The organism is Pseudarthrobacter sp. KH_020_B (genome assembly GCF_057840185.1).
In genome coordinates this window covers 1,163,864-1,176,513 of record NZ_CM174506.1, presented here as the reverse complement: position 1 = coordinate 1,176,513, position 12,650 = coordinate 1,163,864, and the positions used below count along the sequence as shown (strand labels likewise).

13 protein-coding genes and 3 pseudogenes are annotated in these 12,650 nt (G+C 63.5%); 7 read left to right on the top strand and 9 right to left on the bottom strand.

Translation table 11 applies throughout. The features are described from left to right. Positions 1 to 152 precede the first annotated feature (152 nt). A pseudogene (locus AC3IT0_RS05640) lies at positions 153 to 798 on the top strand (alkaline phosphatase D family protein); the annotation flags it as partial. A gap of 136 nt (positions 799 to 934) precedes the next feature. On the opposite strand, the gene AC3IT0_RS05635 reads toward AC3IT0_RS05640, so the two are convergent. Both AC3IT0_RS05635 and AC3IT0_RS05630 read right to left on the bottom strand, forming a co-directional pair. Beyond that, positions 935 to 1,261, bottom strand: a complete 327-nt coding sequence (locus AC3IT0_RS05635) for a type II toxin-antitoxin system PemK/MazF family toxin (RefSeq protein ID WP_489322785.1) — start codon at positions 1,259 to 1,261, stop codon at positions 935 to 937. Next, positions 1,258 to 1,461: an antitoxin MazE-like protein gene (locus tag AC3IT0_RS05630; protein ID WP_058929780.1), complete on the bottom strand. Its 204-nt coding sequence runs from the start codon at positions 1,459 to 1,461 to the stop codon at positions 1,258 to 1,260. Before AC3IT0_RS05630 ends, AC3IT0_RS05635 begins: the two co-directional genes overlap by 4 nt. A gap of 217 nt (positions 1,462 to 1,678) precedes the next feature. Here AC3IT0_RS05630 and AC3IT0_RS05625 point away from each other — a divergent pair, with 217 nt between their 5' ends. Beyond that, complete coding sequence (locus AC3IT0_RS05625; RefSeq protein ID WP_489322784.1) at positions 1,679 to 2,392, top strand: hypothetical protein; 714 nt, start codon at positions 1,679 to 1,681, stop codon at positions 2,390 to 2,392. 2 nt (positions 2,393 to 2,394) lie between these two features. Further along, on the top strand, positions 2,395 to 2,970 hold the full coding sequence (locus AC3IT0_RS05620) for a hypothetical protein (RefSeq protein ID WP_489322783.1): 576 nt from the start codon (positions 2,395 to 2,397) through the stop codon (positions 2,968 to 2,970). A gap of 144 nt (positions 2,971 to 3,114) precedes the next feature. Here the strand turns inward: AC3IT0_RS05620 and AC3IT0_RS05615 are convergent. From AC3IT0_RS05615 to AC3IT0_RS05605, 3 genes and pseudogenes are all read right to left on the bottom strand, one after another. Next, positions 3,115 to 3,767: pseudogene (locus AC3IT0_RS05615) on the bottom strand (S8 family serine peptidase). Between the two features lie 56 nt (positions 3,768 to 3,823). Beyond that, positions 3,824 to 4,341 (bottom strand): annotated as a pseudogene (locus AC3IT0_RS05610) (helix-turn-helix domain-containing protein); the annotation flags it as partial. A 24-nt stretch (positions 4,342 to 4,365) separates the two neighbouring features. Continuing rightward, positions 4,366 to 4,836 (bottom strand): DUF6416 domain-containing protein, encoded by a 471-nt coding sequence (locus AC3IT0_RS05605; protein WP_489322782.1) that lies wholly within the window; start codon positions 4,834 to 4,836, stop codon positions 4,366 to 4,368. Positions 4,837 to 5,134: 298 nt separating this feature from the next. On the opposite strand from AC3IT0_RS05605, the gene AC3IT0_RS05600 reads away from it, so the two are divergent. Next, complete coding sequence (locus tag AC3IT0_RS05600; RefSeq protein ID WP_489322781.1) at positions 5,135 to 5,704, top strand: hypothetical protein; 570 nt, start codon at positions 5,135 to 5,137, stop codon at positions 5,702 to 5,704. 21 nt (positions 5,705 to 5,725) lie between these two features. Here AC3IT0_RS05600 and AC3IT0_RS05595 read toward each other — a convergent pair whose 3' ends face one another. Both AC3IT0_RS05595 and AC3IT0_RS05590 read right to left on the bottom strand, forming a co-directional pair. Beyond that, positions 5,726 to 6,148 (bottom strand): hypothetical protein, encoded by a 423-nt coding sequence (locus AC3IT0_RS05595; RefSeq protein WP_489322780.1) that lies wholly within the window; start codon positions 6,146 to 6,148, stop codon positions 5,726 to 5,728. Between the two features lie 142 nt (positions 6,149 to 6,290). Then, entirely contained in the window at positions 6,291 to 6,803 is a 513-nt protein-coding gene (locus tag AC3IT0_RS05590; RefSeq protein ID WP_489322779.1) for an alpha/beta fold hydrolase, read from the bottom strand. 125 nt (positions 6,804 to 6,928) lie between these two features. Between AC3IT0_RS05590 and AC3IT0_RS05585 the strand changes: the two genes are divergently transcribed. Together AC3IT0_RS05585 and AC3IT0_RS05580 are read left to right on the top strand one after the other, a co-directional pair. Next, complete coding sequence (locus tag AC3IT0_RS05585; protein ID WP_489322778.1) at positions 6,929 to 7,096, top strand: hypothetical protein; 168 nt, start codon at positions 6,929 to 6,931, stop codon at positions 7,094 to 7,096. Between the two features lie 331 nt (positions 7,097 to 7,427). Then, complete coding sequence (locus AC3IT0_RS05580) at positions 7,428 to 8,651, top strand: neutral zinc metallopeptidase (RefSeq protein ID WP_489322777.1); 1,224 nt, start codon at positions 7,428 to 7,430, stop codon at positions 8,649 to 8,651. A gap of 185 nt (positions 8,652 to 8,836) precedes the next feature. Here the strand turns inward: AC3IT0_RS05580 and AC3IT0_RS05575 are convergent, their stop codons facing one another. Then, complete coding sequence (locus AC3IT0_RS05575; RefSeq protein ID WP_489322776.1) at positions 8,837 to 9,358, bottom strand: hypothetical protein; 522 nt, start codon at positions 9,356 to 9,358, stop codon at positions 8,837 to 8,839. 281 nt (positions 9,359 to 9,639) lie between these two features. On the opposite strand from AC3IT0_RS05575, the gene AC3IT0_RS05570 reads away from it, so the two are divergent. Next, a complete protein-coding gene (locus AC3IT0_RS05570; protein WP_489322775.1) occupies positions 9,640 to 10,437 on the top strand; it encodes an FxLYD domain-containing protein in 798 nt (265 codons plus the stop codon). Positions 10,438 to 10,779: 342 nt separating this feature from the next. Here AC3IT0_RS05570 and AC3IT0_RS05565 read toward each other — a convergent pair whose 3' ends face one another. Continuing rightward, entirely contained in the window at positions 10,780 to 12,570 is a 1,791-nt protein-coding gene (locus AC3IT0_RS05565; protein ID WP_489322774.1) for an NAD(P)/FAD-dependent oxidoreductase, read from the bottom strand. Between the last annotated feature and the right edge of the window lie 80 nt (positions 12,571 to 12,650).

Here is a 12,650-nt window from a genome sequence, read left to right as displayed (position 1 = left end):
CGGGCATACCGCCTTTAAGGGCGGGGCGGCTGAGGGCCGGCTGCAGTGCCTCGCTCTGGCTGAAGCCGCGGTTGAGGGCGTGCCTGATGAGCTGGCGTTGGCCGTATCGGTGATGCTGCGGATTTCGCGGACCTCGTGGATGAGCTCTCCAGCAGCTGGCCAACTTCCACATGATGGACACCCGGCAGTACCGCGACGACCAGCTCGAGGGCGACGGCTGGAAAAAGAACGTCACCGAACGCCTCGCCGAGGACCGCACCATCACCAGCGCCGAGCAGGAGAAGTGGCTGCTGGCCGGCTTCAAGAACTCCACCCAGCGCTGAGACATCCTGGGCCAGCAGGTCTACTTCGCCGAAACGGACCGCAACCAGGCCCCGGAGATCGATGACGTCTCCATGGACGGATGGGACGGCTTCGCCGCCGCTCCACCCGGGGCTGGGTGGACGCCAACGTCGCAACGCCGTGGTCCTCACCGGCGACGTGCACCGCAACTGGGCCAACGACATCAAGGTCGACTACAAGGACCCCGCCTCCCCCGTGGTCGGCTCGGAACTGGTCTGCACCTCCATCACGTCAACCGGCAACGGCACAGGCTCCACCACCGATCCGACCATGGCCTGGAACCCGCACCTGAAGTTCTACAACGACAACCGCGGCTACGTGACCACCCGCATCACCAAGGACGCGATGACCGCTGACTTCCGAGTGCTGGACTACGTCACGACGCCGGGATCCCCCGTCAGCACGAAGGCCTCCTTCGCGATCCACGACGGCGCGCCGGGGCTGGTGGGTGGTTGAGCCCGTCGAAACCACCGCACGACGTCGGCTACCTCCCGCCGGGTTGGACGAAGTATTCGGCCGAATCGAGGAGCGCCGTCATGGCGTCGTCCCCGCCGAGACCTAGCCATTGAACCTACAACACCAGGTGTGTGAGTCAGCGTCCCAGACCAAGAAAGACGGCCAACGACTGCTCGACTGCGACCATGGTCTTGGCATCCACTCGCCCCATTCGCTGGCCAACGTTGGCGCGACGCACCGTGGTCAGCTTGTCCACCATGATCTGACTTACGCGCTCCAGGCCAGTGAGTTGGCCGGGTTCAACCGTCAGCCTCAGCAGTGGGGCGTCCGTCAGTTGCGACGTTAAGGGCAGGAGGGTGATCGACTTTGACGCCGCAAACAGGTCATCCTGGATGATCAGTGCTGGCCTTGGTTTTTGCGCATTTGTTCGGCCTGAGACCGTCCACAGCTCGCCTCGATTCACTCCGGCCAGTCTTCCGAAATTTGCTCAACGAAATCCTGGTCGTCACCGGCGCGGTCTGCGGCGGCAACTGCCATGGCTTGCCGGCGCGCTTCACGCTTGAATTCCTCCGTGCGTGCGTCCGGCACCCACATTTGAATCTGTCGGAAGCCACGCTCGCGCATGGCGAGCCTGTGGCGTGCAACGCGATCCCGTACGCTCATAGGTCAATGTTACATGTAACGCGTCCGCTCTAATCAAAAGTACAACGGCCCTGACGACAGTCGCGGCTGCGTCCTTGAGCCCGTCGAAACCCGGCGGTTGGGCTGTCAATCCCCTGCCGGAGACAACGGCAGCCTCGAGCTTTAGAATGACTATTCACAAGTAGGCGCGCGCATCACGCTCCTGCTCCGTGATTGATCATGAATGGGATGGCTACTCATGAGCAACAGCGCACCTGAGTCCGGTCGCGACCCACGACCTGTCCCGCCGCGGATGCCTGCCAACCCGCCCAGGATCGGAGCAGCGGAGGGATCTCCAACGCCCGCAAATGAACCCCTGGCCAGCCCCTCCGTTCAGTTGGCCGGCAGGGACGACGCGGTTGCGGTACCGCTCGACAACTATGGCGAGTTCATCGGCCGGTTGAAATCAGCGGCCGCCAAGCTCACTCCCCGTCGGGATGCCCTGAGCGCGGCCCTGGACGCCGCCGGACTCCTCTTAGACCAGAACAACGCAGGCGTCGAGTTTTGGGGTCAGCGACGCACTCGAGTCCGTCAGCTCCTCAACCTCCAAGCCGCAAAGCAGCAGGCCCGGACCTACCGGAGCCTCAGCGAACTCCATGAGGTTGCCCTGAAGATGGAGCAGATGTTCAGCAATCGCGCGCAGCGGCTCCAGCAGGTGTGCAGCGGGATCCGGGCGCGCCGGGACCACATCAACGCGGCGCTTGTTGAACTGGACAAGAGCACGGTCAAATTAGCGTCATCGAGAAGGATCGCCCAGGAGCGGGAGAATCTCAGCAAAATCGCCGCGGACCTGTCGGTCTCCGCCGACAATCTCAGCTTCGGCGTCCCCGACCCCGGCCTTCGTGACAGCCTCCGTGAGGCCCGGGAGGCCATTATTCTTGCCGAGGCCCTGCTGGAGGTGAAAGGGAACTGATCATGAAGAACCCACAAACTAAGCACCGGGTCGTCTGCAGTTTCACTGACAAGGAGTGGACTGGGAGGCCAGACGACGGAGCGGGTGCTTTATTCGGCAAGTTATCGGTGGTGGGACTCGCCCTGTGCTTCCTCCTGATGCTCGTGATTCCTGGCCTGAGGGACGTGTCCGCCGTGGTGTTGTTCGTGGCTATGTTTGCAACCACTTTCACGGCACTGAGCATCCTCGCCAGGAGTGCTCGAGAGCGGGCATTTCTCCAGGGGGTGACCGCGTCTGTGAACGAAGTACTCCACGAACTCTCCGTCGACAGCGCTGCCCAACTCGGGGCTGACGATTTGCGCTTGCTGCTCGTCACTGGCAAAACCAGGCCGCTGTCTGTGAACGGGGTAGCTGGTCTGGAGCTCAAAGTCATTCGGAATACTTCACCGAAGCCCTCGAAGCATGCAAAACCCATCATGAAACCGATCACCACCACATACGTCGTGCTGGCAGCCACGCCGCCCGATTACGGAGTGGAAAGCTTCGACCGTCTGCTCGAGGCAGTCACCGCAGACCCTGGCGCTTCCCCTCGGAACTGAGCCTCACCCAACCCTGCATCACGTCATATGAGCATTACTGGCCTCGACAGGCGAACGCCTTTGACATGATCCATGATGCGGCCGGCCCGGGTGAGCCGGCCCTAGCGCTTCCGCAAGACGCGGTACGCGACCCCCGAACAATGACTACCGGACGGCCTTGTCAGCGTTCACACGGCCATATTTCCAGTACGTTCCGGTGCCAGAAATAGCATCCGCCGTCAATTCGACCTTGTCCCGGACCACCGCACTGGTAGCGCCAGTGTTCCTGCTCCACACAAGGGCGGCCGTGGCAGCGACGATCGATGAGGACATCGAGGTGCCGTTGCCGACGTCGTAACCCCGTGACCGGTTGTACTGCCCCTCAAGGACGAACTTGTGGTTGGGGAACGTCGAGTAGACGTTGACTCCGGGTGCTGCGATGTCCACCCAGCTGGCGCCGTAGGTGGAGAACAATGCTTTGGCGTCAAAGTTGTCGGTAGCGGCCACGGCGATGACGTTGGGGTATGCGCCCGGGTAGATCTTGGTCTGGTACCGCCGTTGCCTGCCGCGGCGACGAGCACCACGCCCCGGGCCCATGCGTTGTTGACGGCAGTTTCGAGGGTGCGTGACGCCCGCACTCCAAGGCTCATGTTGATCACCTTCGCGCCATTGCTGACCGCCCAGTTGATGCCGTTCGCAAGGCTTGAGCTGGATCCGATCCCGCTGTCGTTCAGCACTTTTCCGTCCAGAATGGTGCACCCCGGGCACGTCCCGGCCACCCCCACGGTGTCGTGGCTGGCGGCGACGATGCCGGCCACGTGGGTGCCGTGGCCGTAGTTGTCGTCCCCAGTTTCCCCGTTGGTGAAGTTGGCCCGCCGTGCAGGTAGGTCAGCTCGCTGCCCTCGGTGTAGTCGGGGTCGACGTCGGCGCTCACCTGAAGCAGTCCGGCGGGCTCGGTGTTGCTCATCGTCTTAAGGCGAAGGTGCTCCGCTTCGGGCAGCGACGCGATATGCGCCTGGATGTGCGGGTTGGGGCCTTCTTGAATGAGCGGTACGCGGGCCGCGTGGCCAACGAGCCGGAAGGCCGGTTGATCGGTGATGCGGGTATCCATGGTGGTATTTCCTTCTATCGCCAGGCGGAACCTGAGCTGTGGTTGTGTCCGAAGGGGGCCACCGTCCCTGCGCACTTCGGCGGGGCTGACGCATGCACCGCCCGGAACGCCCGGTTGAATGCTTCGATGGAGCCATAGCCGAAGCGCACCGCAGTCCCCAACAGGTCGCGTTCTCCTATGACATCGGCTGCGGCGACGGTCATGCGCCGCCGCCGGATGTACTCCGTCATGCCGAGCTCGCTCATCAGGCTGGCGACGTCGATCTCCTCGGTGAGGTGCAAGTCCTCATGGAAGGTTCGTTGCCGTCAGTTATCGGCTGCCGTGCGCAAGAGCCGGGCGACCTCGGGGGTCATGGAGTAGCGCTGACCGTCCCAATCCCAGATGTAGTGCCAGGAATGGCCCTTGGGGGTGGTGTACATCGGAAGCCCCGCGCGACGTATGGCCTTCCCCACGCCACCGAGAGTGCCTGCGACGCCCGACGCGCCTTTCGGGTGCGAGATCGCCTTGGCGATCTCCTCTGGAAGGAAGTGCGCGGTTTCGTCACCGGTCGCCCGGATCAAGTGAAGGAGAACTCCTTGTCCCTGCGGCGAGATCTTCTCCCATAGGGTCGCGGCGATTGCTGGAGCTTCGTCGGCCTCAACCCAGGAAGGGACGGTCCCGGACGGCAGCCGCGTGGGCGCATCCGGATCGGGGACGTCGGCGAGGAATTCTCCAAAACGGATGTAGAACTCCTCAACGCGGTGTTCCGGGACGTGGACGGTGATCGGAATAAACATTTCAACTCCAAGATAGGTTACAAGAGAGGTTGGTGATTCAAGTTTGCTCGCAAGAAGCGCGGGCGTCAAGAGGGGTTGCAACATATCTTGCAACAGGGCCGAGGGCGCTGCGAGCGTCGACCCATGTACAGCAGGTCAGGCGGAACCTACAATGAGCCATGCCCATGACCGGCCGAGTCGTTTCTGCTGCGGTGCTGCTCGTCATAGAGGCAGGACTGGCTCTGTTGGCTGTGCTGGTCCACTACGGTTTCACGGCCGTGTATGGCACTGTCACGGATACCGCGTTCGAGGGGCTTACGTGGGGGTTGACGGCCGGCCCGCCGGATTGGCGCTTGGTCTGGTCGCGGTGGTTGCCGTGATCGGCCTGGTGCTCTCGCCACGACTGTGGATGCGGCTGACGGCCGGGGCCATCCCGATCCTCATGCTCCTCGGGATGCTCGCTGTCACCCCCTTGGCGATGGGGCAGAAGACCGAGAAGTTCGACTCCGCTCCGCAATGCGTGACCGAGGGCACGGATGAGCCCATGGCCACTGCGGACCGTGAGTCCCAGCAGGCGTTCGATTCCATCGAACACATTGGCCTTTACAGCGGCGGCGGCATCAGTGGTGTCGGCGGCTGTGCCCGCTGGTTTGCGATCTCAGAAGACGTCGATGTGTTGCAGCACTATCGTGCAGCGCTGCCAGAGGCGGGCTGGGAAGTCGTCGAGGATGACGGGCGCCACCTGCGGGCCCAGCGTGATGGCCTGGCGTTCGAGGTGACGCCCTGCCCTGGAGGCGGTGCTGTCTGGACCGGAAGCGATGCGGATCCCGCATATGCACAAGGAACGGCTGTGCAGCCGGGTACTGACATTTGTGCACACCACTTCTGAAAACACCAATGGCCGTAGAGGTCAACGTGGGGCGTCAGCGCGCTGCTTTCGTCCGGGCAGACCGAGCAGCGCCATGGCAACAGACAGTGCCAGTCCTGAAGCGATCAGCGGGGTGGTCTCCCGGTCCGGATGCCGGAACGACTCCCGCGTGATCCGCTCCCACAGGATGCCGAAGATGTAATACACGGCACCCAGCCACCCAACCGCCCGCCTAACCCACGGCCGCGGCCTGGCAATCAGCAGAGCGGTCCCTGCCGCATGGACGGCCAGCGTATGCCACGGCGCTGACAGCCCGCTGCCCACGCCCCACATGTCGCGCGCCACGTCCTCGGGCTTGCCCCGGCCAATGGGGACGTCGTAAGGGATCCCGTCCCGGATTGCCTTACCGGCCCCGATGACCTGGAGAATCAGCTGCGCCAGCGAGACTGAAGCCAGGGCATTCATGATTGATCCTTCCAGGGGCACGGCCGGGACGAAGAGCGTACCGCCACCCGAGGAAACTGGGCAATGGTTTCACGCTGACGACGGCGGCACGCACCCAGGTGCGCGCCGCCGTCGGGCTCTATAGAAATCACCGGCGCGGCTCTCATCCGTGGTGTTCGGACCAGAACGCCAGGACGCGCTCGGTGACTTCACGCCGGGCCACCAGAAGCGGGGCGACATGGCCAGCTCCGGTCACCCGTCCGAAGCGACCGTCAGGAGCGCTCAGGGCCGCCCGTTCGGCCTCCCCCGCGTCGAGCAGTGCATCGTCGCGGCCTGCCAGCATCAGGACGGGCATCTGCAGGCGGGGCAGAACCGGGCGGAGGTCGGGGCGGTGCATCATCACTGATTGCATGGCCCAGTATTTTCCGCGTTGGTCCCCGGCCACAAAAGCCGCCTTCACCACGGCCGCAGCCTGCGGGGCGGTGGTAGCCACTCCCTTGCCCGCCAACGCCTCCACCATGATCCGGCTGAAAGGCCGCGGCCCCACGACCCGGTACAGGTAGACGAGCAGGGCGTTCTGCCTGCGCTCCGACGCGGTGAGCGGATACGGCGGCGTACCAATAGTGGTGAGCGTCCTGCAGCGGCACGGGTAGTTGTCCGCAAAGACGATTCCCACATGACCTCCCCAGGCGTTGCCCACCCAGTCCACCGGCCCTGGAGGTGCAGCGCATCGATGATCTGGGTTGCCGCTGTGGCGCAGTCCTCCAGTGTGTAGCGCCTACGCGGCCCGGGACTGCCGCCGTGCCCGGGACCGTCGATCACGACAAGTTCGCGATGAGCACCCAGGTCCGGCAGGACGCCGTCGAACGTGCTGGAGTCAACGAACAGGCTGTGCCACAGGACCGCCGGGGCGCCCGTGCCGGCCCCGCGCACGCTGAGGGGTCCGAGAAGGGTCTCCACCATCACTGAGGAAGTATCCAAAACCCCGAGGGCCTCCTGATGTTGCTGCTTCAGGCGCACTTCTGGCTGGAAGTGCCGTGCGATAAAGACTCCTCTCAGCCTGTAGCGCCGTCAAGGAAAGGAACCAGGTCCCGGTGGTTGAGCCTGCCGGCACTGGGCCTAGACAGGCCCGACTACTCAGTCACCGGTTTCGAAGGACTCAACCTTCCGTGCGTTGGCAATGGCTAGATCTTTGGGGGCAACAGATGATTTCGAGAGTGCACGGGACATGGCGACTTAGGGTTCGGCAATGCAGCGTCGCATAAATTCAATTTGGCCTGCTGTCCGTTAGTCTTCACCCATGGTTGAAGAAAGGAGAGCTGGCCGCTGGCGTCTCGCGTTGATAGCGGTCGTGGTGACCGTTGGACTCGCCGCGATCTTCCTAGGAGTGGTCGTGGCAGCACAACCGGCTTGGGTGGGGGTAGACAGCAATAGGGTCAGCACTGCATCTGGGAATTCAGCGAAGGTTCCTCGTGTCCTTTCTCCACCGATTGCTACAGGGACGCCCGCTACCGTCCGACCCGTCACACCGCCCTCAACCAAGGCCGGTCTGCCACCGGCTCTCTCGGCAGAAATCAACACCGCTCAGCGCGTCGTGAACAAGTATTGGTCGCGCCACTGGGCTGAGTACTTTCCGGGCAAGTACGTGGCACCGAAGATCGTTGGCACTTACGACGGGGCATCATCTGCTTCACCATTCTGTGGAAGCCAGCAGCTGCCCGAGGACAATGCGGTGTACTGCCAACCGCAGGATTTTGTGGCCTGGGATACGGAGTTGATGGCTCGTGGCTACAAAGACGGGGACTCTTGGCCGTACCTCGTCATTGCGCATGAATGGGGCCATGCCATCCAAGCTCGAATTGGCAAATCACTCACGTCCACTGCCTCGGAATTGCAGGCTGACTGTCTGGCCGGTGCCACCCTCTTCGGTGCCGCTGCGGATGGAGACTTGGTCTTCGAGTCCGGCGATCAAAAGGAGCTGGCGAGCGCCCTCAGCACCTTGGCGGACGAAACCTCATGGACAAGTAGTGCAGACCACGGCGACCCATTCGAAAGAATCGGTTCTTTTGATCAGGGACGTCTCCACGGCCTGTCCGCTTGTATCCCAGATCTCAAGCCAGCCCGTCTGGGGACGTTTCTAACCTATGAATCCGGCATTTCCGTATCTGTGCGAACATCGGGCTACAGGGAACTGACTCCTGTTTCTGCAACGGCTGCTCCCGGAAGAGCTGTCATATTTGAGATCAAAGTAAGCAACAGCAGCGTCAACCCCTTTGATGCAGGCCACATGTCTAAGCCAATTGTCAAATACGGTGATACAGGCGCAGTCGGTGAACTGGTGCCGGACCCGGACGGGGTTCTGGGCCGTAGTTCCCTGCCGATTCTTCAGCCCGGGGAGACAGTCGCGATTCTGGTGGGAGCTGTGGTTCCAGAAGACGCAGGATCCACCGTAAAAGTCACCGTTTCTGGGCCCAATCCAGAAGCAGACTTCTCCGCTACATTCGAAGGCAACCTTCCACTGTAATTACTACGGTGCTCGTCACGCATCATTAGGTTAACAACCTCATTTACCCTTGGTGGACGGACCGCTCGGCCCGGTTCGAGGTCACCGCCACCACCACCCTCAGCCGAGTTCCAGTGACGGCGTAGAAACTACAGAAGCCCTGCACGTAATCCTGTGCAGGGTTTCTGTAGTTCGGCGGGACATGGTTACGAGCCGACGGCGGCCTTGTACTGATCGTTGACACTGGGGCTCAGGACCCCGCTGACGCGCAGGAGGACGTTGCGCTTCTGGTGATGCCACTCGGTGCCGAAGGCAGGTCCTGCCTTCTTCAAGATCCCTTGGATGTACTCGGAGCGGGCCGTCGCCTCGGCCTCGTTGGCGAACACTTCCACCACCGCGCCGCTGTCGATGCCGGTCTCACCCGGGGTTGCGCCTGCATCTGCAATCCACACTGCCGAGGTGTACTGGTTGGACCGGCCAAGGAGCTTGTTGCTGTCCAGCTCCTCGGTGACGGTGGTGATCCCGGTGATGCTGGGGACCTTGGCCTTGAGCTCCGAAGCGACCGCGGTTGCGTCAGCGGCTTCGGTGGGAGTCGGAGTGGGTGTCGGTGTAGCAGATGCTGGAGGGACTGCTGGCGGCGCAGTCGTTGCTGCCGGCTGGGTTGAGGGGGCCGCGCAGCCGGCCAGGATGATTGCCGCCACCCCAAGTGCGACTAGATGTTTTCGCATAGATCCGATCTTAGGGGCCGTGCGTGTCAGGGTCGGCTGTGACGCTCCGTAGGACACTTTAGGAATCGGTGGTCGGCTGGGACGGGCATGGGCGCTGGTATCTGCAGCGAAACGCTTTGAGCCGGTCAAGATCCAGAACAATTCCGCCCCCAGGTGGCCGCGGATCGTCATGGAACAGCGGAATGCCGTGCTTTGCCCCAGTTCGTGTACTAATTACCCGTACAGATCATCCTGTCCGCCGTCGATGAAGACACGGGCAGCAAGCACTCCAGGGGGACACATTGAATAAGCGTTTGGGTGCCGTCGCGGCGGCAGCACTGCTGGCGTTAGCGGCTAGCGGATGTGGCGCATCAGCCACTCAGACCGGCGGCGGTACCGCCGCCGGCAGCAGCACAGAGTCGGCAGCACCGGCAACGACAGCGGCCGAAGTGAAGATGGGAACAACGGCCGACGCCATCGCGGCCGGATGGCTCGCCGGTAACGCCACGCCCGTCTTCCCGGCTGGTGGAGCGGGGAAGGTCGATGTCGTGGCCTCCGCCCCCATAAAGGTAAATTCCGCCGGACTCGTGACCCTGCCCGTCGCAGTGCGTAACGGCACAGATGAGACGATCACCAGTGTCGAGGTCACCGGGGCCGCCATGGATGAAACCGGCAAGATCCTGGCCTCCGGCCGTAGCCAGGGCTTCTCCCCTGCGGTAGTGCCAGCCGGCGGTGTCTCTCTGGGTTACGTCTTCTTTGACGCAAAACTGCCGGCAACGACAAAGCTCGAATTCACGGTTGCTTCAGAGCCGCTTGAAGGTGACCCCTACTTCCAGGATCTAGCGGTCAACCAAGCCAACGCCGTGGGGACCTCGGTCACTGGAAAGGCAACCAACACGTCCAAAAACAAGCTGAATGGACCCTATGGAGTTCACGTTACCTGCTTCGACGAGGGGGGCTCGCTACTGGGCAGCCAAACCGGATACGCCTCGCCCGATGCCGACCTGGCTGCCGGACAGAGTGTGACCTTCCAGGTGGACTTCTACGACGAACCGTGTCCTACGTTCTTGGTTGGAGTCTCGGGGTACGGGCCACTGTAAGCGCCAGCCTCGACACCGTCCGGCGGGGAAACTTAGGGTCACAAGAACGCACCTATGGCGGCGCTATGGCCCTGGGCGCCCACCCGGAAGCGTCGCTGCGTAAGCGCACCGGCGAGGCGTTCGAGCAGAAGCACGCCATCGCCCGCTGGGCGGCGTCCAGCCCGGGGAGAACATCCTGCTCGATGCCGGCTCCACCGTAGGTGCCCTGACCCACGAACTGCGGGGCTTAAACAGCTTTCCGTGACCACACCGGGCATCAACACCATGCAGGAGCTGGCGCTGGGGTTTCGCTCCTCGGTTGAGGCTGCCGGAACCAGAGTTTCGGCAAGCTCAACCACCGAGTCACCGCGTGTGGTGGCTCGCCTGCAGTTCGTACACCGGCGTCTCCAGCCCTTCCATCCGGGCCTTGAGCTGCAGGGCCAGGTACGACGAGTAGTGCCGGCTCTGGTGCAGGTTGCCGCCGTGGATCCAGAGGTTGGGCACGTTAGTGGGCTTCCACATGTTGCGCAGCTCCCCCTCCCAAGGGCCCGGATCCTTCGGGGTGTCGGAGCCGTACCCCCAACATTTTCCTACTTTGTCCGCGATTTCGGGAGAGACCAGGTCCGCCAGCCAGCCGTTCATGGAGCCGTAGCCGGTGGCGTAGACAATCAGGTCGGCTTCCAGCTCGGTCCCGTCGCCAAGGACCACGGCGTTGCCCGTGATCTTGGAAACCTCCCCCGAGCGAAGCTGCACCCGGCCGTCGATGATCAGCTGGGAGGCGCCGACGTCGATGTAGTAGCCGGAGCCGCGCCGCAGGTACTTCACGAACAGGCCCGACCCGTCCACGCCGAAGTCCAGGTCGAACCCCGCGGCCTCCAGCTGGGAGTAGAACTCGGCATCCCGTTCAGCCATCTCCTGGTACACCGGCACCTGCGCCTCGGGCAGGATCCGCATGGGCAGCCACGCGAACAGCAGGTCGGCCTTCTCCGTGGTCACCCCGGCCGCCAAAGCCTTCTCGGAGTACAGGTCACCCAGGGCCAGGTCCATGAGCGACTCGCTGCGGGCGATGTGGGTGGAGGACCGCTGCACCATGGTGACGTCGGCGCCGTGCTCCCACAGGTCCGCGCAGATATCGTGCGCGGAGTTGTTGGAGCCGATCACCACCGCCTTCTTCCCGGTCCAGTCTCCGCCGCCCGGGTGCTGCGAGGAATGGCGCTGCTCCCCCAGGAAGGACCCCGCGCCGTCGAACGCGGGAATGTTCGGGTAGCCCGAGACGCCCAGGGCGAACACCAGCTGCTTGGGGCGGAGGGTCACAGGCTCCCCGTCACGAACGACGCTGACCACCCATTCCTGGGTGCCGTCGTCGAACTCGGCGCCCAGGCACTCGGTGCCGCCCCAGTAGTTCAGCTCCATGATCCGGGTGTAGTGCTCCAGCCAGTCGCCGATCTTGTCCTTGGCGGCGAAGACGGGCCAGTCGTCGGGGAACTTGAGGTAGGGCATGTGGTCGTACCAGACGGGGTCGTGCAGGTGCAGGGACTTGTAGCGGTTCCGCCAGGAGTCGCCCGGCTTCTGGTTCTTCTCGATGACGAGGGTGGGGACGCCCAGGCGCCGCAGCCGGGCCGCGAGGCCGATGCCGCCCTGCCCGCCGCCGATGATGACCGTGTAGGGCTGCTCCTCGTAGCCGAGCCGCGCCTCGCGCTCCTCCTTCTGTTCCAGCCAGGAGCGGCGGCCCTTGATGATCTCGTGCGCCACGCTCTTCTCGCGGCGGGTCCCCTTCTTCTCCTCGAAGCCCTTCAGCTCCTGCATGGTGGTGAGCAGCGTCCAGCATTTGCCGTTCCGCAGCCGGAGGTGGCCGTAGCCGCGGGCGGCGCCGGTTTCGAACGTGATCCAGGCTTCGGTGGTGCCGGCGTCGCCGGTGGCGTCCTCCGCCAGCGCCCAGTTAGACGGCTGCACGTGGTCCAGCGTGGCCTCGAGCATCTGGCGGATGTCGGCCTTGCCTTCCAGCGTCTTCAGGTTCCAGGTGAACGCCACGAAGTCGCGCCAGTAGCTGTCGTCCTCGAAGAGCCCGACGGCGGCGTCCACGTCGCGCCGCTGCAGGGCGGTATCCAGCTCCGTCAGCCAGGCCTGCGCGGCTGCGGTGGGTGTTTCGGTCATGTCCACTCCTTTGTGTGCGTATGGTCCGTGTGTCTGGTGGTCCCGGCGGCCCCGTCCCGCGGGAATCCCCTGCGATATGC